Genomic DNA, 23,499 nt, shown 5'->3' on the forward strand with positions numbered 1-23,499 from the left:
TTGACCTACCGTCCGCTGCACGACGGCTGGACCCTGTCGGGGCGGGACCTCATGGAGGTTCCCGCAACCGTCCCCGGCTGCGTGCACACCGATCTGCTCGCCGCCGGGCTGATCGACGACCCCTACCTGGATGACAACGAGCACCGGCTGGCCTGGATCGGCCGCACGGAATGGACCTACCGCACCGCCTTCACCTGGTCGCCGGATGAGCACGAGCGCACGGACCTGGTGTGCGCGGGGCTCGACACGGTCGCCGCCGTCACGCTCAACGGGGTGCGCCTCGGCGACACGGCCAACCAGCACCGCTCCTACCGCTTCCCGGTGCGGCACCTGTTACGTGCCGGTGAGAACACCCTGGAGATCCGCTTCGGCTCGGCCTACGACTACGCCGAGGAGCGGCGGGCGGCGCTGGGGGATCGGCCGCGCTCCTATGCCGAGCCGTACCCCTTCATCCGCAAGATGGCCTGCAACTTCGGCTGGGACTGGGGGCCCACGCTGGTCACGGCAGGGATCTGGCGTCAGATCGGCCTGGAGAGCTGGAGCCGCGCCCGCCTGGCCGAGGTGCGCCCGCTCGCGTACGCGGACGGCACGGTGGACGTGCACGTCCGCGTCGAGCGCACCACCGAGGAGCCTCTGACGCTGTCCGCCGAGATCGCCGGGATCGCCGCGGAGCGGCGCCTCGACGGCCGGGCCGCCGTGCTGTCGATCGAGGTTCCGGACCCCGAGCTGTGGTGGCCCCGCGGATACGGCGCCCAGCCCCGCTACGACCTGACCGTCCGCCTCGGCGACGACACGTGGCACGGCCGGATCGGCTTCCGCTCCGTCGAGCTGGAGCGGGAGGCGTTCAGGCTCAAGGTCAACGGCGTCCCGGTCTTCGTCCGGGGCGTCAACTGGATCCCCGGCGACTGCTTCCCGTCCCGCATCACCAGGGAGCGGCTGGCCGAGCGGTTCGGGCAGGCCACGGCCGCCGGCGTCAACCTGCTGCGGGTCTGGGGCGGCGGCCTGTACGAGAGCGACGACTTCTACGACCTGGCCGACGAGCTGGGCCTGATGGTCTGGCAGGACTTCCCGTTCGCCTGCGCCGCCTACCCGGAGGAGGAGCCGTTCCGCTCCGAGGTGGCCGCCGAGGCCAGGGAGAACGTCTCCCGCCTGACCCCGCACCCCAGCCTCGTGCTGTGGTGCGGCAACAACGAGAGCCTGGAGGGCCACGCCGACTGGGGCTGGCCGGACCGGCTCGAAGGCCGCAGCTGGGGCGCGGGTTTCTACTACGACCTGCTCCCGCGGATCGTCGCCGAGCTCGACCCGACCCGCCCGTACTGGCCGGGCAGCCCCTACTCGGGCGCGCCCGGCCTGCCGCCCAACGACCCCGCGCGTGGCACGATCCACATCTGGGACGTCTGGAACCGCGAGGACTACACCCGCTACGCCGCCTACCGGCCCCGCTTCGTGGCCGAGTTCGGCTTCCAGGGGCCGCCCGCGTACGCCACCCTGCGCCGCGCCTCATCGGACGAGCCGCTGACCCCGGACTCCTCGCACCAGAAGGCCGACGACGGACAGGCCAAACTGCTGCGCGGGCTGGGCGGGCACCTGCCGCGGCCGGAGACGTTCGACGACTGGCACTACCTGACGCAGCTCAACCAGGCGCGGGCGGTGGCGTTCGGTATCGAGCGGTTCCGCTCGCTCATGCCGTTCACCATGGGCACGATCGTCTGGCAGCTCAACGACTGCTGGCCGGTGACCTCGTGGTCGGCGGTCGACGGCGACGGCCGGCGCAAACCGCTCTGGTACGCGCTGCGCCGCGCCTACGCCGACCGGCTCCTCACCGTCCAGGACGGCGAGCTGGCCGTCATCAACGACACCGCCGGGCCCTGGTCGGGCGAGCTGCTCCTGGACCGCCTGAGCCTCGCCGGCGAGCCCCTCGCGAAGGAGGCCGTCGCCGTCCACGTGGCCTCCAGGTCGGTGACCAGGGTGGCGCTGCCGCGGTCCGTCGCGCTCCCCGACGACCCGGCGCGCGAGCTGCTCGTCGCCCGCCTCGGCGCGGGCCGCGCGATCGGCTTCTACGCCGAGGACACCGCCGTGGCGTTCCCGGACGCTGCCTACGAGACGCACGTCGAGCGCTCCCCGGGCGGCTACCGGGTTACCGTGACGGCGGCCGGCCTGGTGCGCGAACTCGCGATCTTCCCCGACCGGCTCGATCCGGACGCGAGCGTGGACGACCAGCTCGTCACCCTGCTGCCGGGGGAGAGCGCCGTCTTCCACGTCACCACCGCGAAAGAGCTGGACGCCGGGGCGCTGACGAGCTTCCCCGTGCTGCGCTGCGTGAACGAGCGTGCGGGGTCTCAGCCGCGGTAGTGGAAACGCCGGTGGACCATGCTGAAGATCATGGCCCCCAGCCACAGGGCGAACAGCACCTTGAAGAAGCCGAACCCGAAGATCAGCCCCAGCACCATGAGCACGAACAGCACGCCGACGAACGGGTGCGGCCCCCGGTGGTGGTGGCGCCGCCCGGGGTGGCGCTGCCACTGGTGCCGCATGTCCCGGTAGTCGTGGTGCATGGTCCGCATCTGCCGGCGGTGGGCCTTCATGGACTCCCGCCAGTCGTCCATGTCGTAGCGAGGGGTGGGCTCCGATCCCGGCAGGTCGGCCGTGACCTGCGCGAGGTCGCGCCCCGTCTTGGCGGCCAGCGTCCGGTCGAGCCGCTCGTCGAGCTCCTCGTGGGTCAGGCGGCCCTGCGCGAAGTGCTCGCGCAGGGCGGCCATCGTCTGCTCACGCTCGGCGTCGCCGATGCGGAGGTCGTTGCGGTCCATGGCCGGGCTCCTCGTCAGTTGACTGCTCACTCCTCGCCCGGTTCGCCGTCGGCCAGGATCTGGTAGAGCTTGCGCCGGGTCTCTACCAAAGTCTTACGCGCTTCGCGGATTTGTGCGTCATTTCCGGTTTGGAGAATCTGCATCATCGCGAAGGCCGACTGCTTGGAGATCTGCCAGAGATCGGCGGCGTTGTCGTCGATGTCCGGACGCATGTCGTCCCAAGGGGCGCTGACCTCGTCGGCGTGCGCCTCCACGTAGTTGCGGCCCTCCTCGGTGAGGCGGAAGGTCTTGCGGCCCTCGCTCTCCTCCGAGATCACCAGACCCTCGTCGGTGAGCTGCTGCAGCGCCGGGTAGACGGCGCCCGGGCTGGGCTTCCAGCCGCCCTCGCTGCGCTCGGCGATCTCCTGGATGATCTGGTAGCCGTTGCGCGGCTGCTCGGCGAGCAGGGCCAGGATCGCGGCGCGTACGTCGCCCCGCTTCGCCTTGCGGCCCCTGCCGCCCCAGCCGCGGTGGCCGCCCCACGGCCCGCCGGGCCCCCACGGGCCGCGGCCGAAGTCGAACGGGAACGGGCCGCCGGGGCCGCCCCGCCGGCCGCGGTGCCGGTGTTCGTGATGATGGGGCCGGCCTCCCATCTGCTCGAAGGCCTCGGAGAGGGTCCTGAACGCCTCGCGGAGCGCCTGCTTGGCCTCCCGGCCCGCCTGCCGGTATTCGTGTGCGCCGGGCCAGTGCCCGCCTGTTGCATGAGCGGAAGTCATGGGTTTCCTCCTCTATCGTTGACCACTCTCGATGCGTCAACGATATATCGATAGTGTGTCGTTAGCAAGGCTTGACTATGAGTGATCCAGATCACGAAAAAGTTGCGGAATCCGGGAACAGGATCGGGGATGCGGTCGTTGTTCAGAGCAGACGAGGTCGTTCCGCGTCGGCAGGGCTGGGGGGTGCTGTCGCCGCGGAGACGACCTCGTCTGCGTTTCCGGGCAGGTCTGAGTCGCCTTGCGGCATGCCTCGGCGCGTAAAGGGCTTCTTTGCCGTACAGTCCCGATCATGATGGGGCACACGCACGCGATGACCGGGGCCATCGCCTGGCTGGGGCTGGCGCCGGCCCTTGCCGCACTGCCGTTGCTGAACGAGTCCACCCGGTTCGTCGACACCGGGATCATGGCAGGCGCGCTCTCTCCCGCCGAGCTCATCGCCGGCGCGATCATCTGCGCGGGCGCGGCCATGCTGCCCGACCTCGACCATCCGAGCGCGACCATCGCGCAGACGTTCGGGCCGGTCACCTGGGTGCTCAGCAAGGCCGTGTCCTGGATCAGCGGCGGGCACCGCGGGGCCACGCACTCGCTGGTGTTCGCCGTGGCGATGGGGTTCGGGGCGCACTGGCTGGCCAACACCTATCCCATCGGCCGCGACATCATGGTGGTGCTGCTCATCGGCCTCGCGCTGCGGGCGGTGGGCATCGGGATCCCGGGCAACAAGATCGGGTCTGCCATGATCAACGTCGGGCTGACCGCCGGGCTCTACGCCGTCTTCCTCTCCATGTCCGTCGGGTACGCCTGGCTCGGGCTGGTCGTGGCGATCGGGTGTCTCATGCACGTCGTCGGCGACTGCATGACCGAGCGGGGTTGTCCGGTGTTGTGGCCGCTGGGGGCCAAGTTCGTGCTGCCGTGGAAGATCGGCATCAAGACGGGCAAGACGTTCGAGCAGAAGATCCTCGCGCCGATCCTGTCCGTCGCGATCATCGGGCTGCTGTTCTGGCGCCTGGCGCCCGTTTAACTTGATGTCGAGATACTCTAGAGATATCTTGACGTCGAGACATCTGTCGCGGCCTGCTTGTTAGGGTCACCTAACGTGCTTGGCGTTCCTGAAGTGCGGCAGGATTTGGTCTGAACACAGCTCTGATGGAGGAGGCGAATCACCGTGTCCGCGAACAGCTTCGGCAGCCGTGACACGCTACGCGTCGGCGACGCGTCATACGAGATTTTCCGGCTGGATGCCGTCGAGGGCGCCGCACGCCTCCCGTACAGCCTGAAGATCCTGCTGGAAAACCTCCTCCGCACCGAGGACGGCGCCAACATCACCGCCGACCACATCCGGGCGCTGGGCGGATGGGACCCGAAGGCGACGCCGAGCGTGGAGATCCAGTTCACGCCCGCGCGGGTCATCATGCAGGACTTCACCGGCGTGCCCTGCGTGGTCGACCTGGCCACCATGCGTGAGGCCGTCCGCGACCTCGGCGGCGACCCGGCCCGCATCAACCCGCTCGCGCCCGCCGAGATGGTCATCGACCACTCGGTCATCGTCGACTACTTCGGCCACCCCGACGCCTTCCAGCGCAACGTCGAGCGCGAATACGAGCGCAACCGCGAGCGCTACCAGTTCCTGCGCTGGGGGCAGACGGCCTTCGACGAGTTCAAGGTCGTGCCGCCCGGCACCGGCATCGTCCACCAGGTCAACATCGAGCACCTGGCCCGCGTGGTCATGACCCGCGACGGCAAGGCATACCCCGACACCTGCGTCGGCACCGACTCCCACACCACGATGGAAAACGGCATCGGCGTCCTCGGCTGGGGCGTCGGCGGCATCGAGGCCGAGGCCGCGATGCTCGGCCAGCCGATCTCCATGCTCATCCCGCGCGTGGTCGGCTTCAAGCTCAGCGGTCAGCTCCCGGCCGGCGCCACCGCCACCGACCTCGTCCTGACGATCACCGAGATCCTGCGCAAGCACGGCGTGGTCGGCAAGTTCGTGGAGTTCTACGGCGAGGGCGTGGCCTCCGTGCCGCTGGCCGACCGGGCCACCATCGGCAACATGAGCCCCGAGTTCGGCTCCACCTGCGCGATCTTCCCCATCGACGGGCAGACCATCGACTACCTGCGCCTGACCGGCCGCAGCGAGGAGCAGATCGCGCTCGTCGAGGCGTACGCCAAGGCCCAGGGCCTCTGGCTCGACCCGTCGGCGCCCGAGCCCGAGTTCTCCGAGTACATCGAGCTCGACCTCGCCACCGTCGTCCCCTCCATCGCCGGCCCCAAGCGCCCGCAGGACCGCATCGCGCTGTCGGCCGCCAAGGCCACCTGGCGCCACGACGTGCAAAACTACGTGGCCGACGACGAGGAGGGCGAGGAGTCGTTCCCCGCCTCCGACGCGCCCGCCTCCAACGCCTCGGCCAACGGCGGCCGGCCGCACAAGCCGGTTTCCGTCACGCTGGCCGACGGCACCTCGTTCGAGATCGACCACGGCATCGTCTCGATCGCCGCGATCACCTCGTGCACCAACACCTCCAACCCGTACGTCATGCTCGGCGCGGCGCTGCTGGCCCGCAACGCCGTCGACAAGGGCCTGACCCGCAAGCCGTGGGTCAAGACCTCGCTGGCCCCCGGCTCGCAGGTCGTCACCGGCTACTTCGAGCGCTCCGGCCTCCAGCCGTACCTCGACAAGATCGGCTTCAACCTCGTCGGCTACGGCTGCACCACCTGCATCGGCAACTCCGGCCCGCTACTGCCGGAGATCTCCGAGGCCATCCAGGCCAACGACCTGGCCGTCACGGCCGTGCTGTCCGGCAACCGCAACTTCGAGGGCCGCATCAACCCCGACGTCAAGATGAACTACCTGGCCTCGCCGCCGCTCGTGGTGGCGTACGCGCTGGCCGGGACCATGGACATCGACCTCGACACCGAGCCGCTCGGCCTCGGCACCGACGGCGAGCCGGTCTACCTCAAGGACATCTGGCCGTCGCCGGAGGAGATCTCGGCGGTGGTCAACTCCTCCATCGGCCGCGACATGTTCGAGCGCGACTACGCCGACGTGTTCAAGGGCGACGACCTCTGGCGCTCGCTGCCGATCCCGACCGGCGACACCTTCGAGTGGGACCCCGACTCCACGTACGTCCGCAAGGCCCCCTACTTCGACGGCATGCCGGAGAAGCCCGAGCCGGTGTCCGACATCACGGGCGCCCGCGTGCTGGTCAAGGTCGGCGACTCGGTCACCACCGACCACATCTCGCCCGCCGGCTCCATCAAGGTCGGCACCCCGGCCGCGCAATACCTGCAGGCCAACGGGGTCGAGGTCAAAGACTTCAACTCCTACGGCTCGCGGCGCGGCAACCACGAGGTGATGATCAGGGGCACGTTCGCCAACATCCGCCTGCGCAACCAGATCGCCCCCGGTACCGAGGGCGGCTACACCCGCGACTTCACCCAACCCGACGGGCCGGTGTCGTTCATCTACGACGCCTCGGTCAACTACGCCGCCGCCGGGACGCCGCTGGTGGTGCTGGCGGGCAAGGAATACGGCTCGGGCTCCTCGCGCGACTGGGCCGCCAAGGGCACGGCACTGCTGGGCGTGCGCGCGGTCATCGCCGAGTCGTACGAGCGCATCCACCGTTCCAACCTGATCGGCATGGGCGTGCTGCCGCTGCAGTTCCCCGAGGGCGCCTCGGCCGAGTCGCTGGGGCTGACCGGCGAGGAGACCTTCGACATCATCGGCGTCGAAGAGCTCAACAAGGGCGGCATCCCGCGCACGGTGCACGTCAAGGCCGGTGACGTCGAGTTCGACGCCGTCGTCCGCATCGACACGCCCGGCGAGGCCGACTACTACCGGCACGGCGGCATCATGCAGTACGTTCTGCGTTCGCTGCTCGCCAAGTGACTTCCCTCGTCCCCGCCCGGTCATGAGCCGGGCGGGGGGCAGGGGGCCCTTGGCTGGTCCGTTGAGCCGGGGGTGGGGCGCGCGATCCTGACGCGCCCGCATCGGGGGTACCACCCGACACAGCGAAGAGCCGTCCGGCGGGACACCCCCCGCCGGGCGGCTCTTCCGCGTTCTTCAGGCGACCTTCGCTGCCGACTCGCGCTGCGAGCGCGACAGGGATCCCCACACGCTGCCCAGGCAGTCGGCCTGGAGCTCGTAACGGCGCTTCAGCTCGTCCTGGCCCGTCCTGGCGGCACGGACGCGCTCTTCGAAGGCGCGCCGGATGCCGACGAGGGACTGCAGGTGGTGCCCGTACTCATGGGCGGCCACCTTGAACGGTAGAGACGGGTCCTCTCGTCGATCCAGGGCCGGTGAGCGGGAACACCAGCGTGTGGTATTGGTGCAGGAGAGGCGGTCGGTGCCCGGGGAGATACTCCCGCGTTCGCAGGATCCCATAATAGGGAGGGATTGCACGGTCGGCCGCTTGACGAGCGGCGGATATGGCACGATGAGGAATGCCACCCGGCGAAATGCTGCTTCGCCGGGCGGCAAAACCGATCAGATCACGTCTGTGATCCAGTCGGTGACTTCGCGGACCACCTCGTCGGGGGCGATCCCGATTCTTCTTGTGAACCGCTGAGGCGACACGCTTCGCACGACCAGCACCGGGCGGCGGAAGCCCTGCTCGCGGCCGACCGGATCGCCCAAGTCAGCGAGCCGGATCTCGCCCTGGATCACCCTCATTTCTCCTTGGGGAATGTGATGAGCCCCTCCCACTCGGGGGCGATGCGGGAAGTGCGTGGCAAGAGGCCTTGCACCAGCTCGGATTCGGCGAGGTAGTCTGCCCAGGCCTTCGGGTCCTCTCGTCTTGTCTGCTCCATCTGCTCCGCGACGTGCTGTCAGCGTTGCTTCTTTTCCATCTCCCGGATGGCCTGGTCGATGATCGCGGTCATGGGTTCACCCGCCCTCTTCGCTAACGCTGCGATCTTGTCTCCGGTTTTGACGCTGACGCGTATGCTCGTCGTCTTCGGCTTCATGGCCATGCTGCAAACGTTACGTCTGCGTCTGCAGGAGACACTACGCAGGCGCGGTCACTATCGCAGCATGAATGGCAACTGTGAGTAAAGATGGTTGACTTTCGACCATGACTAATGCGGCATTGGTGCTGATCCTCGCGAGTTTGGCCGTCTTCGTCGGTGCCATCGTTCAAGGCGGTGTGGGCTTCGGCCTGGGGCTGGTGGGCGCGCCCGTGCTCACCATCCTCGACCCCGGCCTGATGCCGGGCGCCATTCAGGTGGTGAACCTGACGTTGCCGCTGTTCACGCTGGCCGCGGAATGGCGGAAGGTGGATTGGCGCGGCCTTGGTTTCGCGATCCTCGGCAGGATCCCGGGGAGTGTCCTCGGCGCATTCATCATTGTCTACATTTCTGTCTACAGCAGAGGCATCTTCGTCGCCGTCATGGTGCTCGTCGCCGTGGCGCTGACGGCCAGGGCGCTGAGCGTGCCGCGCAACGGTGTGACGATCACGTCGGCCGGCTTCGTGTCGGGTGTCACCGGGACCGCCACCGGCATCGGCGGGCCGCCCATCGCGCTGGTCTACCAGAACGCCAAGGGGCCGCAGATCCGTGCGACCCTGGCGATGTTCTTCTTCCTGAGCGCCGCCCAGTCCCTGGCCATCCTGGCGCTCGTGGACGAGTTGCCCGCCCGGGCACTGGCGACGGGGGCGATCCTCATCGTGCCCATGGTGCTGGGCTTCCTGGTTTCGGGGCCGTTGCGGCGCTATCTGGATGGCGGCAAGGTGCGCGTGGGCGTCCTGGTGGTGGCCGCGGCCTCGGCGGCGGCGCTGATCGCCCAGAATGTGATCACGCAGGTTCTGCCCACGTGACCTCGGGGGCCGGGAACGGGCGGATTCTCGTGGGGCACGGCGCACACGGACGGCTGACGAGGTCGCGCGGCCGTCGTGCCTCACGGTCGTCACTCTCGGCCGAGGCTGCGCAGGTAGGCGGCCACGCGGTGCTTGCCGCCGTACTCGGCCCAGCCGAGCGGGGTCGAGTCGTGCTCGGTGTCCTTGATCGTGGGGTCGGCGCCGAGCTCGATCAGCGTCCTGGCCGTGTCGACGTCGTCGTTCCAGGCAGCGTCGTGCAGCGGGGTGGCTCGGCGCAGGTGGTTCACGTCGAAGCCCAGACCGGCGAGCAGCCGCACCGCCGCGGGCTTGCGCTGCCCGGCCGCGATGTTGATCAGCTCCGGGGAGCGGGCGAGCGCCCGGGCCGGCGCTTCCGGGCCGAAGGCGGCCACCGCGTCGGCGTCGGCGCGCATGCAGGCGGCGGTGAACGCGTCCATCTCGTCCAGCGCAGCCGAGGCGCCCGCCGCGGCGAGGATCTCGGCGACCTCGGTGTGCCCGTTCAGCAGGGCCAGCTCGTGCGGGGTGCGTCCGCCGTACGCGGGATGCTCGCCGAGGCCGTCGGCCTCCGCGCCGTGGGCGAGGAGCAGCCGGGCCCGTCGCGGGCCGCCCCGCAGCGCGGCGGTGGCCAGTTCCTCGCGCAGCAGTTGCTGCGGGGACTGCAGCGCCGGGCCGAGCCGGGCATGCCACGGCCCGCCCCGGCCGCGGCCCAGGCCGAACTCCAGCAGCAGCTCCAGGTGGGTGGTGTCGTCGGAGAACGACCCGCCGAGCCCGAGGTTGTAGAGGGTCTGGCTGTCGTTGGCGTCCGCCCCGGCCTCCAGCAGCAGCCTGGCCAGCGCCAGGCCCTGCGCATGGGGTGGCTGGTCGCCCTCGCCTCCGCCGAACGCGCCGGTGAGCGCGGTGAACGGCGAGGTCAGCCCGTCCCACAGGAATCCGGCGTTCGGATCGGCGCCGTGCTGGAGGAGGAGCCGGGCCGCCGCCGTATACCGGCCGGGGGAGTCGAGGCGCGCGTAGGTCAGGTAGAGCAGCGGCTCCCACCCGAAGGGGCCGCCCTGCGCGCGGGCGAGCCCGGGATCTTCGGCCAGGACGCCGGCCAGCACGTCGGCCGAGCCGGTGGCCGCCATCGTGAAGACGTTCGCGGTGGACAGGTGGGGATGCCGGGCCAGCAGCAGGTCGGCTTCGCCGGTGCGGCCAGGGTGGTCGGCGCCGTAGGTGAGGCAGGCGAGCCGCAGGAACTCCTCCGGAAGCTCGTCGCGCGGCGCGACGCGGTGCGGCGAGCGGGAGTATCGCTCGACGGTGCCGAGGTGCTCTCTCAGCCTGGGCCAGCTCGCGAAGCCGTACATGCGGGCGGTGACGAGTTGCGCGTCGGACAGCTTGAGCGTCTCCGGCGGCCGGGGATGGAACTCGGCGACGAGCGCGAGCGCCTCGGGCACTCCCGCCCTCACGTACTGGAGCAGGGTCTTGGCCTGCTTGCGGAGCCGTTCGAGGCTGGGGTTGTCGGGCAGGCGATGGCGGGGCATCGGGGCCTCCTTTCCGTCTGGCCTGGCGTCCGCATGATCAGGCCGGAAAAGAGGTCGGGCCGGGTCGTTCGACGAGCATCAGGTGGGCTTGGCCCTTCCCGCGGACCGGGGGCGCCCCGAGCGCGCCTCACCCAGCTTACGCCGACGGGTGCCGCTGAGAGCGAGAGATGGGCCTTGTAACCGTTTAAACGAGATGAGACAGACTCCTAGAGTGACTCGGATACGGCGCCTATGCGCGACGAGAAAGTTTCACTCGACGAGCAGGCGCAGTTCGCAGCCTGAACAGGGTCAACGCATTCCATGCGGTCGCTCGATCAAGCACGGATCTTGACGTGGTCCCTATGCCATGCTGCCATCCCCTCGTGTAAACGCTTTAACCACTTGGGCGCAAACGGAAGGATCCGACCTTCGTCAAGGGTGCGGACATCAGCTGGATGCCGCAGATGGAGGCGAACGGCTACTACTGGAACAACAGCGCCGGGCAACGGCAGGACCTGTTCGCCATCCTCAAGGGGTACGGCATCACCGCGATCAGCCTGCGCACCTGGGTCAACCCGTCCGACGATCCGGCCAACGGGCACTGCAGCATCGAGGAGACCGCGCAGATGGCGGTGCGGTGCAAGAACGCCGGCCTGCAGGTGCTCCTCGGCTTCCACTTCGGGGACACCTGGAACTCGGTCGGCCTGCAGAACCCTCCGGCGGCCTGGGCCGGCATGAGCTACAGCCAGATGCTCGGCGCCATGTACGACTACGTCCACCACTCCTGCAACGTCATCAAGTACTACGGCGTGACCCCGGCCTGGGTGAAGATCGGCAACGAGACCAACTCCGGCATCTGCAGACCGGCCGGCAGCATCAGCAGGCCTGCCCAGATGACCGGCCTGCTCAAGGCCGCGTACGAGATGTCCAAGCACGTCTTCCCGGCCACCCCGGTGATGGTGCACGCGGCGCAGCCGCAGAACCTGGCGAGCGTCCAGAATTTCCTCAACGCCTACCGGGACAACGGCGGGCAGTGGGACATCACCGGGCTCTCCTCGTACGCGCAGGGCGGCAACGTGCCCGCGGTGCTCGCCAACATGCGGACCATCCAGTCCGGCTACGGCAACCGGTCATGCAGGTCGAGTACGGCGGGCCGCTGAACAAGCCCACCCAGGTGCGCGACTCGTCGAGGGCGTTCATCACCGGGCTGAAGGGCTTCGGCGGCCTGGGCACCTTCTTCTGGGAGCCCGAGGGCTACTCGCCGTTCACCAGCTACGGAAGCTCGGCCTGGGACCCCGGCACCCGGCGTCCGACCGCCGCCATGGACGGATTCCTCAACGTGTGACCGTGCCGCCTCGGCAGGCCACCGTGCCCTCCTTCGTGGGGACCGCGACACCGGTTGCTGAGTCATTCGGAGCGAGTGATGCGACCTGCCCTCGGCAGCGGGTTCTGCAACGGCATCGCCGCGGTGAAGGGCCTACGCCCAGTTCTCGGTGAACGCGTCGGCGGCCGGCCCGGCGACGCTGGGCGTCCGGTTCGCCAACGGCCACACCAGCGGCACCGCCCGGCCGGCGAACCTGATCGTCAACGGCTCCACGTCGACTACCTCGACGTGGGCGCCGCGGCGGTTGACGGTGACGACGGAGCCGGGCTGGTTGGGGCCGTGGTCGTAAAACATCACGGCGTTGTACCGGAGCAAGCGGCTCGCGGCCGACAGCTGGGTGACGTCCTCGGTGTAGTCGACGGCCAACCCGTTGTCCTGTCCCAGCTTGAGCGGCGGGTCCAGGCCGGGGCCGAGCGGGGTGCCCAGGCCGGGCATGGCGTGGTCCCGCGGTGCGGCTGTAGACGAGCCGGCGGTAGCCCTTGGCGGGGAGCAGGCGCTTGCGGCCGTCGCTCTACAACCAGGTCGGCAGGATGGACGGCGGGATCGGACCCTTGTTCCGCCGTCCTTGACCGGCCTCCTCCCAGGCGTGGGCCAGGATCCCGACGCTCCTGCTGAGCACGAAGAGCCCGCGCGCCAGCGGAGGCGGAAAGCCCAGCTCCGCGTAGACCACGGCGGTCGCGCCGTCGATGTTCATCGGCACCGGCGCGATCAGCTCTTCCACCTCCAACGCGGCACGCAGGTGCGTGCCCGCCACCACGCCCTCCGCGGTCGCGGCCGTCACCAGGCGGAGCAGCGGGTCGCGGCGCGGGTCGCGCGTGTGGAAGCGGTGCCCGAAGCCGGGCAGGTATCTGTCACGGGCCCGCCGCCGGGCCACCACGGCCGCCGCGTCGCCGTCCCGGACGACCTCCTCGAGCAGTTCCACGCACTGCTCGCCCGCGCCGCCATGCACGTCGCCGAGCAGGTCGACGCCGGTGGCGACGGCATTGTTGAGCCCCACCCCGCAGGTGATCGTGCGAGATCGGGCCCGTTGAGGGCCGTACGCGGGACATGATTCCCTAATGTACGTACTAGTGAGTTAGGTGACTAGATGCCAAGCTCCTGCGGGGCTGGAATTGTGCTCACTTCGGCCGTGCCGCCCACCTCCGCCCCTTCTTGAAGGCGTCGCCGGCCGATGCTTCGAGGACTGTGACAAGACCGAGAGATCCCCCAGAGGCCGTCCATCGTTCCCGACGTCAAACGGTCAGGAGTCCGGGAGATTGATGTGGCGTTTCTGGATTGTTACCGGATACAACAAACTCCCGGCTCCAACCCTCTTCCAAAGCAGGCCGTCCCGGAATACGTTGCCGCAAACAACATTCATCCGGGCCCCTCCGGAAGAAAGGACCCTGCACCATGCGCAAGGGGATCCTCAGCCTGACCGCCGCGGCAGCCGCGCTCGCCCTCGGTCTCACCGCTTGCGGGGGCGACAGCGGTCAGACCACCACGTCGACGTCGTCGGCCTCGGCTCCGGCCAAGGCCGGGAAGATCGGCGTCATCCTGCCGGACAGCAAGTCCTCGGCCCGGTGGGAGACGGCGGACCGCAAATACCTCGAAGAGGCCTTCAAAGCCGCCGGCGTCCAGTACGACATCCAGAACGCCCAGAACGACAAGACGGCGTTCCAGACCATCGCCGACCAGATGGTGACGAACGGCGCCACCGTTCTCATGATCGTGAACCTGGACAGCGGCAGCGGCAAGGCCGTCATCGACAAGGCCAAGTCCCAGGGCGTGGCCGTGATCGACTACGACCGGCTGACGCTCGGCGGCGGCGCCGCCTACTACGTCAGCTTCGACAACACCAAGGTCGGCACACTCCAGGGCGAGGGCCTGGTCAAGTGCCTGACCGACAAGAAGGCCGAGAAGCCGATCGTGGCCTACCTGAACGGCTCGCCGACGGACAACAACGCCACCCTGTTCAAGGCCGGCTACGACGGCGTGCTGAAGCCCAAGTTCGACTCCGGCGAATACGTCAAGGGCCCCGAGCAGTCGGTGCCCGACTGGGACAACACCCAGGCCGGGACGCTGTTCGAGCAGATGCTCACCGAGCAGCCGAAGATCGCCGGGGTGCTGGCCGCCAACGACGGCCTCGGCAACGCCGCCATCACCGTGCTGAAGAAGAACAACCTCAACGGCAAGGTGCCGGTCACCGGCCAGGACGCCACCGTCCAGGGCCTGCAGAACATCCTCGCGGGCGACCAGTGCATGACGGTCTACAAGGCGGTCAAGAAGGAGGCCGACGCCGCGGCCAAGCTGGCGGTGGCGCTGGCCAAGGGCGAGAAGCCCACGGCGACCTCCAGCGTCAAGGACCCGGAGACCGGTCAGGACGTGCCGTCCGAGCTGATGGAGCCCCAGGCCATCTACTTCGACAACGTCAAGGACGTGGTGGCCGACGGTTACGTCACCAAGGAGGAACTGTGCACCGGTGACTTCGCCGAGAAGTGCACCGAGGCAGGAATCCAGTAGAACCGAGGGGTACGGCCCGCGTCACGAGCGCGTGGCCGTACCCCCTGTGGAGCGGAGACCCCATGACCCCCCTCCTTGAAGTGCGCGGGATCGACAAGAGCTTCGGCCCGGTGAAAGTCCTGCACAACGTCGAGTTCTCCGCCTACGCCGGCGAGGTCACCGCGCTCGTCGGCGACAACGGCGCGGGCAAGTCCACGCTGGTCAAGTGCATCGGCGGCATCTACCCGATCGACGCGGGCACGATCTCCTTCGACGGCCGCCCGGTCCAGATCCACACCCCCCGCGACGCGGGCGAGCTCGGGATCGAGATCGTCTACCAGGATCTGGCGCTTTGCGACAACCTCGACATCGTCCAGAACATGTTCCTCGGCAGGGAGCGCAGGAGCGGGCTCCTGCTCGACGAGGACAGCATGGAGGAGCTGGCCGAGAAGACCCTCAGCAGCCTGTCCGTGCGTACGGTGAAGTCCATCAGGCAGCAGGTCTCCAGCCTGTCCGGCGGGCAGCGGCAGACCGTGGCCATCGCCAAGGCCGTGCTGTGGAACAGCAAGGTCGTCATCCTCGACGAGCCGACCGCCGCGCTGGGCGTCGCCCAGACCGCCCAGGTGCTCGAGCTGGTCCGCCGGCTCGCCGACACCGGCCTGGCCGTCGTGCTCATCTCGCACAACATGAACGACGTGTTCGCCGTCTCCGACCGGATCGCGGCGCTCTACCTCGGCAGGATGGCCGCCCAGGTCAAGACCGCCGACGTGACGCACGCGCAGGTCGTTGAACTGATCACTGCAGGCCGGAGCGGGGATCTCGGCCTCAAGAACGGGGTCACCCCATGAGCAAGGTCGTCAAGCAACTCCCCGGCGAGGCCATCGTTGCCGCGACGCAGGCCCCGTCGATCGGCAACAGTTTCCGCGCCTACCTCCAGCGGGTGCGCGGCGGCGACATGGGCGCGTTGCCGGCCGTGCTCGGCCTGGTGGTGCTCTGCGTCGTCTTCGCCCTCGCCCGTCCCTCCTTCGTCACCTCGATCAACTTCGCCAACCTGTTCACCCAGGGCGCGGCCGTCACGCTCATCGCGATGGGCCTGGTGTTCGTGCTGCTGCTCGGCGAGATCGACCTGTCGGCGGGCTTCGCCAGCGGCGTGTGCGCGGCGGTGCTCGCCGTCACGCTCGCCAGCCTGGGATTGCCGTGGTACGTGTGCGTGCTGGCCGCCATCCTCACCGGCGTGGTCATCGGCACCGTGCTCGGAACACTGGTGGCCAAGGTCGGCATCCCGTCGTTCGTCGTGACGCTGGCCGCGTTCCTCGCCTTCCAGGGCCTGGTCCTGGTGCTGGTCGACGAGGGCACCAACATCTCCATCAGGGACTCGGTGATCGTCGCGATCGCCAACCGCAACCTGCCGCCGTGGCTCGGCTGGGCGCTCTACGCCGTGTGCGTGGCGGCGTTCGCGGCCGTGCAACTGCTGCGGGCCAGGAAGCGCACCAAGCGCGGGCTGGTGGCCGACCCGCTGTCGCTGATCGCCTTCCGCGTCGGCACGCTGGCGATCCTGGCCGGGCTCGCGGTGTTCGTGCTCAACCTGGAGCGCAGCCGCAACCCCGCGCTGGTCTCGCTGACCGGCGTGCCGATCGTGGTCCCCGTCATCCTGGTGCTGCTGGTCATGTGGACGGTGATCCTGCGCCGCACGGCGTTCGGCCGCCACCTCTACGCGGTCGGCGGCAACACCGAGGCCGCCCGCCGCGCGGGCATCCCGGTCGACCGGATCAAGATCAGCGCGTTCGTGATCTGCTCCTCGATGGCCGCCGTCGGCGGCATCGTGGCCGCGTCCCGGGCCAGCTCCGTCGACCCGAACACGGGCGGCAGCTCCGTCCTGCTCTACGCGGTCGGCGCGGCGGTCATCGGCGGCACGAGCCTGTTCGGCGGCAAGGGCCGGGTGCTCGACGCCGTGCTCGGCGGCGCGGTGGTGGCCGTGATCGAGAACGGCATGGGCCTGATGGGGTACGGGGCCAGCGTGAAGTATCTGGTCACGGGCTCGGTTCTGCTGCTGGCGGCAGGCGTGGACGCCCTGGCGCGCAAGCGGGCGGCTGCCACTGGTCTAAGGTGATCAGCGACTCGCAGCCCTCGAAGGATTTCCAGACCATGCGTGCCGGCCCCTCACAGGAGGACATCAGGCGCCACAACCTCGGCGCGCTGCTTCGCCATGTCCACCTCGGCGGGCCGATCTCGCGTGCCGAGCTGACCTCCAAGTTGGGGCTCAATCGCAGCACGATCATGGCGCTGACCTCCGACCTCACCGCCGCCGGGCTGGTACGCGAGGAGCTGCCCCGCGAGACCGGCCGGGCCGGCCGGCCCTCGCTCGTGGTGCGGCCGGAGTCGGCGCGGGTCTACGTGTTCGCCTTCGACGTCGGCCCCGACCGGCTCGCCGTCGCCCGCGTCGGACTGGGCGGGGTCATCCTCGACCGCCGGGAGGCCGCGCGGAGACGCGGGGCCTTCGAGCTGGACGAGCTGACCGGCGCGCTGGCCGGGTTCGCCCGCCAGATGCGCCGCAAGACCAGGGACGACACGGTCTGCGTGGGCGCGGCCGCGGCCGTGTCCGGCGGCGTGCGCAAGGCCGACGGCGTGGTCACCTTCGGGCCCAACCTGAAAGCCGAGGAGGTGCCGTTCGGCGAGGAGCTGGGCCGCAGGCTGGGCCTCGGGCTGCCGGTCAGCGTGGGCAACGACGCCAACCTGGCCGCGCTCGCCGAGCACAGCCGTGGGGTCGGCGTCGCCGTCAGGGACCTCATCTACCTGCACGGCGACGTGGGCATCGGCGGCGGGATCATCGCCGGCGGGCACCTGCTGGGCGGCCATGACGGCTATGGGGGCGAGGTCGGCCACATGATCGTCAACCCGGGCGGGCGCGCCTGCGGATGCGGCTCGCACGGCTGCCTGGAGGCGGAGGTGGGGGAGCGCGCCCTGCTGGAGGCGGCCGGCCGGTTCGGGGCCGGGCAGCAGGGGCGCGACGCGGTCCGGGCCGTGGTCGAGGCCGCCGACCGGGGGGACAGCGGCGCACAGGAGGCGCTGAGGAGGGTCGGCGACTGGCTGGGGCTGGGCGTGGCGAATCTGGTGAACATCTTCAACCCGGAAATGGTGATCTTCGGGGGGATGCTGCGGGAGGTCTACCTCGGGTCGGCGGCGCAGGTGCGCACCCAGTTGGCCCTGCACGCCATGGCGCCGCAGCGGGAGCGCCTGCGGTTGCGCACGTCGGCGCTCGGGGACGCCGCCACGCTGGTCGGCGCCGCCGAACTCGCCTTCGCCCACGTCCTCGCCGACCCCCTCGAGGTCCTGGCCCGCGCCAACGGCTGACCACGGCCAGGAGCTCCCCGGCACCGCCCTCGTCCCCTGCTCCAGCCCTTCACGCCCCCGGCCCCGCCGATGCGGTCGACGACCCGGCGCCGCGGCACGTGCGTCATGCGTATGTGGTCGCGTGCGACGGCCAGGTGCCGTGTCGAGCCGAGGGGCGGGCGCGCCGACCGGTGACCGGCCGACGGGGACGGTGTCAGGCGACCTTGGCCTTGTTCGCCGTCCACGTGTTGCAGAAGCCCGTCGCGCCGCCGCGGTAGCCGCGGTCCTGCCAGAACGCCAGGTTCTTGGGTTTGCCGTGGATCTCGCTCTCCTCCGCCTGCCGCACCGCTTCGATCCACTCCTCCCACGCGATCCCCGGTTTGATCGACTCCAGCGTGGCGCTGTAGAAGACGCCCGCGAAGCACTCGGCCTGCATCTCCAGCCGGTGGCTGAGCAGGGTGCGCGCCTTGTCGGATGCCGGCCAGTAGAGGGCGCTCTGCGCGTTCAGCACCCCGGTGAGCTCCTGCACGTGGTGCCCCCACTCGTGGGCGATGGAGTGCGCGATGTTCATCCGGAACGGGTCCCGCAGCTCCTGCTTGGTGATGCGGACGACGATGGTGCGCTGCTCCGGGCAGTAGTGGGCGCCACTACTGGTGATCTTGCCGCAGACGGAGTCCGTACCGGTGGTGATCGTCACCTCGGGCGGGCTGTACGGCAACCCGGCGGCCGCGAACCTGCCGGACCAGAAACGGTCGGCGCACCTGGCCATCGCCCGGTGGAAGGACCTGAGCGAGGCCGTTGCCCCCAGCCGGATCGGGGGGATCGCGCAGGTCAGCCGCGGCTGGTCACCGCCCATCACGTCCGACAGCCCGGGCTGCGCGGTGCCCGGCACGGCCCAGGCGGGTCCCGGTAAGAGAAGACCCGCGACCATGCACGTGGCCGCCGCCACGAGAAGAGTGCGCACGATCGCGGATCATAGAGCAGATTGTCGGGATCGGTAGTGGTTGAGCGCTACGACACGTGCGACTTGGGGGCCGTCCAGGTGTTGCAGCCGCCCGCGGACTCGGCCGCGAAGCCGCGTTTGAGCCAGCGCGCCACATTGGCGGCCTTGCCGTGGGTCATCTCCCCCCAGCTCTCCACCTTCACGCCGATGACCGACAGGTCGAAGCCGCTGCCGCCGTTCTTGACGATGTAGTCCCACTCGGTCTGGCGCCGGTTGAGCGAGTGCCAGACGTTGCCGACGAACGCCCCCGCCAGGCACTCGGCCTGCAGCTCGAAGCGGCGCAGGACGTCGAGCTGGCGGGCCTGGCTCATGCCGCTGTAGCTGTTCAGAGCCTTGAACATGCCCGTTTGCTGCTGGATGTGGTGGCCGTACTCGTGGGCGAGCACCGCCAGCAGCATGAGGTCCGACTGCTCGTCCACCAGGTTGGCGGAGAGCAGGAAGGTGATCTTCTTGTTCAGCGAGCAGTACAGCGCCTGCGCCTCCGCCGGGTAGGCGCCGCAGCCCGTCGGCGCGCCGGGCTTGGTGATCACCTGGAGCGAGGGCTTGCTGAAGGCGAAGCCCGCCTTCTTGATCTTGGGCTCCCACGCGGCGTTGAGGCAGTCGAGCACGGTGTCCAGGTAGCCCTTGACCTCTTCCAGGGTCCCGGTCGTGACCTCGGGATCGTCGCAGGTCCCGAGGTCCAGCTTGCCCGTCTTGTAGATCGGGCTCTTGGCCAGAGCCGGCTTGTACGCCGGAGCCGAGACGGTGGCCGCATGAGCCGTGCCGGCGAACAGCACGCTCGCCAGGGCGCCCGCCATGAGCGCCAATCGGGGGATACGCATGGGAAGGCACCCTAGTAAAGAGGGGGTTCCAGGTAAAGAAAGATTAAACTGTGGCGTCAGTTAACATTCCGGGACGCCGCGGCCCAGGTGTTGCAGGAGCCCGGAGTGCCCCTGTTGAAGCCGCGCGTCATCCACGCCGCCTGCGTCGGCCCCTTGCCGTGGTCGTTCTGCGGCCAGCCCTTGGCGCCGTTCTTCCTGAACCAGTCCACCGTGTACGCCCAGTCCGCGTCCGTGACGAGCGGCGTGTCGCGCATCGTGCTCATGAAGATCGACGAGAAGCACTCGGCCTGTAACTCGGACTTGCGGGACAGCAGGAGCCGCTGGGACTTGTTCGCGCCCGCCCTGGCCACCCAGTAGTAGTTCCAGATGCCGGAGATCTGCTGGATGTGGTGGCCGTACTCGTGGGCGATCAGCCGCGTGATGCCCAGCGGGAACGGGTTGCGCAGCTGGTCTCGGCTGATCATCAGGTACATCGTGCGGTCGGTGGAGCAGTAGACGCCGTCCGCCCCGGCGTTCCACGCGCCGCAGGGCGTCTTCACCTTGCCGGTGATGATGCGCAGCCGCGGCTTGGTGAAGGGCATCCCGGCCTTGCGGAACTGCCGTCCCCAGGCCCTGTTCAGGCACGCGGTCACGCGGGTCAGGAAGCGCCGGTACGCGGTCATGCTGCCGGCCGGCAGCTCGCCCGGCGAGCAGTTCACGTCGGCCAGCCTGCCGGTCCTGTAGAGCGGGTTGGCCGTGGCCAGCGCCTTCCCCGGCACGGTCGCCTTCTTCTTGTCGGCGGCCCTGACCGGCGGGGAGGCGATCTGCTGGCCCTCGTTGAGCGACTCCGTCGAAGTCGTGGCGACGTCGGCGAGAACGAGCACCAGACCGGCCGCTGCCAGGGCGAGGGCCAGCAGGGCGGCCACGAGCGCCGCGACCTTGCTTAGGGGGACGGAGTTCATAGGTATCGAAAGAGTAGGTCAAGATCGGACATATGTGGGTGGATTTGACTCGATGAAGTCAGTGGGGCGTCCGCGAACTAGACTCGGGGAGTCGGCGTACAAGAGCAGAGGGGAGTCGGATCCGTGAGCGGGTTGCTGGGCTCGGTCAAGGGACCGCACGACGTCAAACGGCTCGCTGTCGAGGAGCTGCCGGGCCTCGCGGGGGAGATCCGTGATCTGCTCGTCGACTCGTGCGCGAAGTTCGGCGGTCACCTGGGCCCCAACCTGGGGGTGGTGGAGCTCACCATCGCCCTCCACCGCGTCTTCGACTCCCCGCGCGACCCCATCGTCTGGGACACCGGACACCAGGCCTACGTGCATAAAGTCCTCACCGGCCGGGCCTCCGGCTTCGTGGCGCTCAAGCAGGAGGGCGGCCTGTCCGGCTACCCGAGCCAGGCCGAGTCCGAGCACGACTTCGTGGAGAACTCCCACGCCTCGACCGCCCTGTCCTACGCCGACGGCCTGGCCAAGGCCTTCAAGCTGCGCGGCGAGCGCGACCGCACGGTCGTCGCGGTGATCGGCGACGGCGCCCTGACCGGCGGCATGGCCTGGGAGGCGCTCAACAACATCGCCGCCGCCAAGGACCTGCCGGTCGTCATCGTGGTCAACGACAACGGCCGCTCCTACTCGCCGACGATCGGCGGGCTCGCCTCCCACCTGTCCTCACTGCGCGTCAACCGGCGGTACGAGGACTTCCTCGACTACGTCAAGGACAAACTCGGCAACGTTCCGGTCGTCTACGACGCGCTCCACGGCTTCAAGAAGGGCGTCAAGGACGTGCTGGCGCCGCAGGTCATGTTCGAGGACCTCGGGCTGAAATACGTCGGCCCCATCGACGGCCACGACGAGCAGGCCATGGAGGCCGCCCTGCGCAAGGCCCGCGACTTCCGCGGCCCCGTCATCGTCCACGCGCTCACCCAGAAGGGCCGCGGCTACACCCCGGCGGAAAACCACGACGAAGACCAGTTCCACTCGCCCGGGGCCTTCGACCGGGCCACCGGCGCCGAGAAGCCCAAGGGCCGCATCTGGACCAACGTGTTCAGCGAAGAGCTCGTCCGGCTCGGCAAAGAGCGCGACGACCTGGTCGCGATCACCGCGGCCATGCTGCACCCGACGGGGCTCAACGCGTTCGCCGACGCCTTCCCCGACCGCATCTACGACGTCGGCATCGCCGAGCAGCACGCGCTGACCAGCGCCGCCGGCCTGGCGCTCGGCGGCCTGCACCCGGTCGTGGCCGTCTACGCCACCTTCCTCAACCGGGCCTTCGACCAGCTCCTCATGGACGTCGCCCTGCACCGGCTGCCGGTCACCGTCGTGCTCGACCGGGCGGGCGTCACGGGCGACGACGGCGCCAGCCACAACGGCATGTGGGACCTGTCGATCCTCCAGGTCGTGCCAGGGCTCAGGATCGCGGTGCCGCGCGACGGCGACCGGCTGACCGAGCTGCTGCGCGAGGCCGTCGAGGTCACCGACGGCCCCACCGTGGTGCGCTTCCCCAAGGGCCCGGTCGCCGAGTCCGTCGAGCCGGTCGGCAAGCTCGGCGAGATGGATCTGCTGCGCGCCCCTGAGGGCGAGCCCGACGTGCTGCTCGTCGGCGTGGGGCCGATGGCCCAGGCCTGCCTCGACGCCGCGGTCCTGCTCGACGCCCAGGGCATCGCGGCCACGGTGGTCGACCCGCGCTGGGTCAAGCCGCTGGACGAGGCGCTCACGCTGGCCGCGAGCGCGCACAAGCTGGTGGCCGTCGTGGAGGACAACGGCCGCGTCGGCGGCGTGGGCGACGCCGTGGCCCGCCTGCTGCGCGACGCCGACGTCGACGTGCCCGTGCGCACCTACGGCATCCCGCAGGAGTTCCTCGACCACGCCAAGCGGGCCGCGATCCTCGGCCGGGTCGGCCTCACCGGTCAAGACCTCGCCCGTCAGATCACCGAGGCGGTCGCTAAGCGGACCTCCCACGCGGAGCCTGCCCGCCGTTGACGATCCTGCGGACCGCGGCGGAGATCCCGATCACCAGGATCACCGCCGCGGTCGCGACCGGCAGCAGCAGCTCGGCGCGCTGGCGCGCCACCCCGCCCGCGACCGCGCCGAGCGTCACGTACGCGCTCACCCACGCCGTGCTGCCGGCCATCGCCCACGGCATGAACGTGCGGTAGGGCATCCCGACCGTGCCCGCCACGGCGGGCGTCAGCGCGTGCAGGAACGGCAGGAAATAAGCCAGCGCCAGCGCCCAGCTCCTGCGCTCGAACAACCGCTCCGCCCGCGCCCAGCGGGCCTCCCCGACGCGCCGCCCCAGCCTGCTGTGCCGCAGCCGGTCGCCGTAGTGCCGGCCGAGGAAATAGCCGCCCGACGCGCCGGCGAAGCACGCCAGCATGCCCGCGCCGATCAGCGCCAGCACCTCAGCGGGGCTGTCCGCGGTGGCGCCCGCCACGAGCAGCAGGCTGTCGCCCGGCGTGACCAGGCCGATCCCGACCGAGGCGTCCAGCGTCAGGAACACCAGCAGGAGCGCCAGCACCACGCCGAGGTCTTGCCGCGCCAAGGTATCGAGCAGACCATTGAACATGATTACAGCGTGCTACCCGGATCCCGGAAAACCATAGGGGAGGTCTCGAAACCGCCC

Annotated in this window: 22 protein-coding genes and 1 pseudogene; 11 read left to right on the forward strand and 12 right to left on the reverse strand. The window is 69.6% G+C overall.

Translation table 11 applies throughout. The features are described 5' to 3' along the window. Nucleotides 1–2,352 (forward strand): glycoside hydrolase family 2 protein, encoded by a 2,352-nt coding sequence (locus ID574_RS03180; RefSeq protein WP_336245484.1) that lies wholly within the window; start codon nucleotides 1–3, stop codon nucleotides 2,350–2,352. Here ID574_RS03180 and ID574_RS03185 read toward each other — a convergent pair. Together ID574_RS03185 and ID574_RS03190 are read right to left on the reverse strand one after the other, a co-directional pair. Continuing rightward, nucleotides 2,340–2,807, reverse strand: coding sequence for a DUF1707 SHOCT-like domain-containing protein (locus ID574_RS03185; protein ID WP_188187229.1), 468 nt, complete (start codon nucleotides 2,805–2,807; stop codon nucleotides 2,340–2,342). The two genes, ID574_RS03180 and ID574_RS03185, sit on opposite strands and share 13 nt — an antisense overlap. A 26-nt stretch (nucleotides 2,808–2,833) precedes the next feature. Further along, nucleotides 2,834–3,562 (reverse strand): PadR family transcriptional regulator, encoded by a 729-nt coding sequence (locus ID574_RS03190; RefSeq protein WP_188187230.1) that lies wholly within the window; start codon nucleotides 3,560–3,562, stop codon nucleotides 2,834–2,836. Between the two features lie 289 nt (nucleotides 3,563–3,851). Between ID574_RS03190 and ID574_RS03195 the strand changes: the two genes are divergently transcribed. Together ID574_RS03195 and acnA are read left to right on the forward strand one after the other, a co-directional pair. Continuing rightward, nucleotides 3,852–4,580, forward strand: coding sequence for a metal-dependent hydrolase (locus ID574_RS03195; RefSeq protein ID WP_188187231.1), 729 nt, complete (start codon nucleotides 3,852–3,854; stop codon nucleotides 4,578–4,580). A gap of 144 nt (nucleotides 4,581–4,724) precedes the next feature. After that, nucleotides 4,725–7,448, forward strand: coding sequence for an aconitate hydratase AcnA (gene acnA / locus ID574_RS03200; RefSeq protein WP_188187232.1), 2,724 nt, complete (start codon nucleotides 4,725–4,727; stop codon nucleotides 7,446–7,448). A 174-nt stretch (nucleotides 7,449–7,622) separates the two neighbouring features. Here acnA and ID574_RS59420 read toward each other — a convergent pair whose 3' ends face one another. From ID574_RS59420 to ID574_RS03215, 3 genes are all read right to left on the reverse strand, one after another. Beyond that, nucleotides 7,623–7,817 carry a neutral zinc metallopeptidase gene (locus ID574_RS59420; protein ID WP_223166316.1) on the reverse strand — a complete coding sequence of 65 codons (195 nt, stop codon included), beginning with the start codon at nucleotides 7,815–7,817 and terminating at the stop codon, nucleotides 7,623–7,625. A 228-nt stretch (nucleotides 7,818–8,045) separates the two neighbouring features. Beyond that, entirely contained in the window at nucleotides 8,046–8,225 is a 180-nt protein-coding gene (locus ID574_RS03210; protein WP_188187233.1) for a type II toxin-antitoxin system PemK/MazF family toxin, read from the reverse strand. A 161-nt stretch (nucleotides 8,226–8,386) separates the two neighbouring features. Further along, complete coding sequence (locus tag ID574_RS03215) at nucleotides 8,387–8,530, reverse strand: hypothetical protein (protein WP_188187234.1); 144 nt, start codon at nucleotides 8,528–8,530, stop codon at nucleotides 8,387–8,389. Between the two features lie 119 nt (nucleotides 8,531–8,649). Here ID574_RS03215 and ID574_RS03220 point away from each other — a divergent pair, with 119 nt between their 5' ends. After that, nucleotides 8,650–9,372, forward strand: a complete 723-nt coding sequence (locus ID574_RS03220; RefSeq protein WP_223166317.1) for a TSUP family transporter — start codon at nucleotides 8,650–8,652, stop codon at nucleotides 9,370–9,372. An 89-nt stretch (nucleotides 9,373–9,461) separates the two neighbouring features. Here ID574_RS03220 and ID574_RS03225 read toward each other — a convergent pair whose 3' ends face one another. Next, on the reverse strand, nucleotides 9,462–10,907 hold the full coding sequence (locus ID574_RS03225; RefSeq protein ID WP_188187236.1) for an ankyrin repeat domain-containing protein: 1,446 nt from the start codon (nucleotides 10,905–10,907) through the stop codon (nucleotides 9,462–9,464). A 422-nt stretch (nucleotides 10,908–11,329) separates the two neighbouring features. On the opposite strand from ID574_RS03225, the pseudogene ID574_RS03230 reads away from it, so the two are divergent. Together ID574_RS03230 and ID574_RS59425 are read left to right on the forward strand one after the other, a co-directional pair. Beyond that, nucleotides 11,330–12,046 (forward strand): annotated as a pseudogene (locus ID574_RS03230) (glycosyl hydrolase 53 family protein); the annotation flags it as partial. Next, entirely contained in the window at nucleotides 12,019–12,231 is a 213-nt protein-coding gene (locus ID574_RS59425) for a hypothetical protein (RefSeq protein WP_223166318.1), read from the forward strand. The pseudogene ID574_RS03230 and the gene ID574_RS59425, both read left to right, overlap by 28 nt. Before the next feature lie 132 nt (nucleotides 12,232–12,363). Here ID574_RS59425 and ID574_RS03235 read toward each other — a convergent pair whose 3' ends face one another. Beyond that, on the reverse strand, nucleotides 12,364–12,705 hold the full coding sequence (locus ID574_RS03235; protein ID WP_188187237.1) for a hypothetical protein: 342 nt from the start codon (nucleotides 12,703–12,705) through the stop codon (nucleotides 12,364–12,366). A 76-nt stretch (nucleotides 12,706–12,781) separates the two neighbouring features. Beyond that, nucleotides 12,782–13,267: a citrate/2-methylcitrate synthase gene (locus ID574_RS03240; RefSeq protein ID WP_223166319.1), complete on the reverse strand. Its 486-nt coding sequence runs from the start codon at nucleotides 13,265–13,267 to the stop codon at nucleotides 12,782–12,784. A gap of 395 nt (nucleotides 13,268–13,662) precedes the next feature. Here ID574_RS03240 and ID574_RS03245 point away from each other — a divergent pair, with 395 nt between their 5' ends. The 4 genes from ID574_RS03245 to ID574_RS03260 all read left to right on the forward strand — a co-directional run bounded on the left by ID574_RS03245 (nucleotide 13,663) and on the right by ID574_RS03260 (nucleotide 18,102). Beyond that, complete coding sequence (locus ID574_RS03245; RefSeq protein WP_188187238.1) at nucleotides 13,663–14,772, forward strand: sugar ABC transporter substrate-binding protein; 1,110 nt, start codon at nucleotides 13,663–13,665, stop codon at nucleotides 14,770–14,772. 62 nt (nucleotides 14,773–14,834) lie between these two features. After that, nucleotides 14,835–15,599 carry an ATP-binding cassette domain-containing protein gene (locus ID574_RS03250; RefSeq protein ID WP_188187239.1) on the forward strand — a complete coding sequence of 255 codons (765 nt, stop codon included), beginning with the start codon at nucleotides 14,835–14,837 and terminating at the stop codon, nucleotides 15,597–15,599. Further along, entirely contained in the window at nucleotides 15,596–16,861 is a 1,266-nt protein-coding gene (locus ID574_RS03255) for a sugar ABC transporter permease (protein WP_188187240.1), read from the forward strand. The genes ID574_RS03250 and ID574_RS03255 overlap by 4 nt, the downstream gene beginning before the upstream one ends. 35 nt (nucleotides 16,862–16,896) lie before the next feature. Continuing rightward, nucleotides 16,897–18,102, forward strand: a complete 1,206-nt coding sequence (locus tag ID574_RS03260; RefSeq protein WP_188187241.1) for an ROK family transcriptional regulator — start codon at nucleotides 16,897–16,899, stop codon at nucleotides 18,100–18,102. A gap of 193 nt (nucleotides 18,103–18,295) precedes the next feature. Here ID574_RS03260 and ID574_RS03265 read toward each other — a convergent pair whose 3' ends face one another. From ID574_RS03265 to ID574_RS03275, 3 genes are read right to left on the reverse strand one after another with little or no spacing between them, the layout of a single operon-like run. Next, nucleotides 18,296–19,045, reverse strand: a complete 750-nt coding sequence (locus ID574_RS03265; protein ID WP_188187242.1) for a neutral zinc metallopeptidase — start codon at nucleotides 19,043–19,045, stop codon at nucleotides 18,296–18,298. Between the two features lie 47 nt (nucleotides 19,046–19,092). Further along, nucleotides 19,093–19,905, reverse strand: coding sequence for a neutral zinc metallopeptidase (locus tag ID574_RS03270; RefSeq protein WP_188187243.1), 813 nt, complete (start codon nucleotides 19,903–19,905; stop codon nucleotides 19,093–19,095). A 56-nt stretch (nucleotides 19,906–19,961) separates the two neighbouring features. After that, a complete protein-coding gene (locus ID574_RS03275) occupies nucleotides 19,962–20,846 on the reverse strand; it encodes a neutral zinc metallopeptidase (protein ID WP_188187244.1) in 885 nt (294 codons plus the stop codon). A gap of 132 nt (nucleotides 20,847–20,978) precedes the next feature. On the opposite strand from ID574_RS03275, the gene dxs reads away from it, so the two are divergent. After that, on the forward strand, nucleotides 20,979–22,859 hold the full coding sequence (gene dxs / locus ID574_RS03280) for a 1-deoxy-D-xylulose-5-phosphate synthase (RefSeq protein WP_188188254.1): 1,881 nt from the start codon (nucleotides 20,979–20,981) through the stop codon (nucleotides 22,857–22,859). Here the strand turns inward: dxs and ID574_RS03285 are convergent. Further along, nucleotides 22,822–23,442: a DedA family protein gene (locus tag ID574_RS03285; protein ID WP_188187245.1), complete on the reverse strand. Its 621-nt coding sequence runs from the start codon at nucleotides 23,440–23,442 to the stop codon at nucleotides 22,822–22,824. The genes dxs and ID574_RS03285 overlap by 38 nt on opposite strands. Nucleotides 23,443–23,499: the final 57 nt, after the last annotated feature.

The organism is Nonomuraea sp. SYSU D8015, from assembly GCF_008065375.1.
Taxonomy (GTDB): Bacteria; Actinomycetota; Actinomycetes; order Streptosporangiales; family Streptosporangiaceae; genus Nonomuraea.

What these genes read in the sequence shown, in the direction of transcription:
- ID574_RS03185 (WP_188187229.1), bottom strand. Translation starts at nt 2,807, where the DNA reads ATGGACCGCAACGACCTCCGCATCGGCGACGCCGAGCGTGAGCAGACG.
- ID574_RS03270 (WP_188187243.1), bottom strand. Translation starts at nt 19,905, where the DNA reads ATGCGTATCCCCCGATTGGCGCTCATGGCGGGCGCCCTGGCGAGCGTG.
- ID574_RS03235 (WP_188187237.1), bottom strand. Translation starts at nt 12,705, where the DNA reads ATGCCCGGCCTGGGCACCCCGCTCGGCCCCGGCCTGGACCCGCCGCTC.
- ID574_RS03225 (WP_188187236.1), bottom strand. Translation starts at nt 10,907, where the DNA reads ATGCCCCGCCATCGCCTGCCCGACAACCCCAGCCTCGAACGGCTCCGC.
- ID574_RS03250 (WP_188187239.1), top strand. Translation starts at nt 14,835, where the DNA reads ATGACCCCCCTCCTTGAAGTGCGCGGGATCGACAAGAGCTTCGGCCCG.
- ID574_RS03190 (WP_188187230.1), bottom strand. Translation starts at nt 3,562, where the DNA reads ATGACTTCCGCTCATGCAACAGGCGGGCACTGGCCCGGCGCACACGAA.
- ID574_RS03255 (WP_188187240.1), top strand. Translation starts at nt 15,596, where the DNA reads ATGAGCAAGGTCGTCAAGCAACTCCCCGGCGAGGCCATCGTTGCCGCG.
- ID574_RS59425 (WP_223166318.1), top strand. Translation starts at nt 12,019, where the DNA reads ATGCAGGTCGAGTACGGCGGGCCGCTGAACAAGCCCACCCAGGTGCGC.
- ID574_RS03285 (WP_188187245.1), bottom strand. Translation starts at nt 23,442, where the DNA reads ATGTTCAATGGTCTGCTCGATACCTTGGCGCGGCAAGACCTCGGCGTG.
- ID574_RS03260 (WP_188187241.1), top strand. Translation starts at nt 16,897, where the DNA reads ATGCGTGCCGGCCCCTCACAGGAGGACATCAGGCGCCACAACCTCGGC.
- ID574_RS03195 (WP_188187231.1), top strand. Translation starts at nt 3,852, where the DNA reads ATGATGGGGCACACGCACGCGATGACCGGGGCCATCGCCTGGCTGGGG.
- ID574_RS03275 (WP_188187244.1), bottom strand. Translation starts at nt 20,846, where the DNA reads ATGAACTCCGTCCCCCTAAGCAAGGTCGCGGCGCTCGTGGCCGCCCTG.
- ID574_RS03245 (WP_188187238.1), top strand. Translation starts at nt 13,663, where the DNA reads ATGCGCAAGGGGATCCTCAGCCTGACCGCCGCGGCAGCCGCGCTCGCC.
- ID574_RS03215 (WP_188187234.1), bottom strand. Translation starts at nt 8,530, where the DNA reads ATGGCCATGAAGCCGAAGACGACGAGCATACGCGTCAGCGTCAAAACC.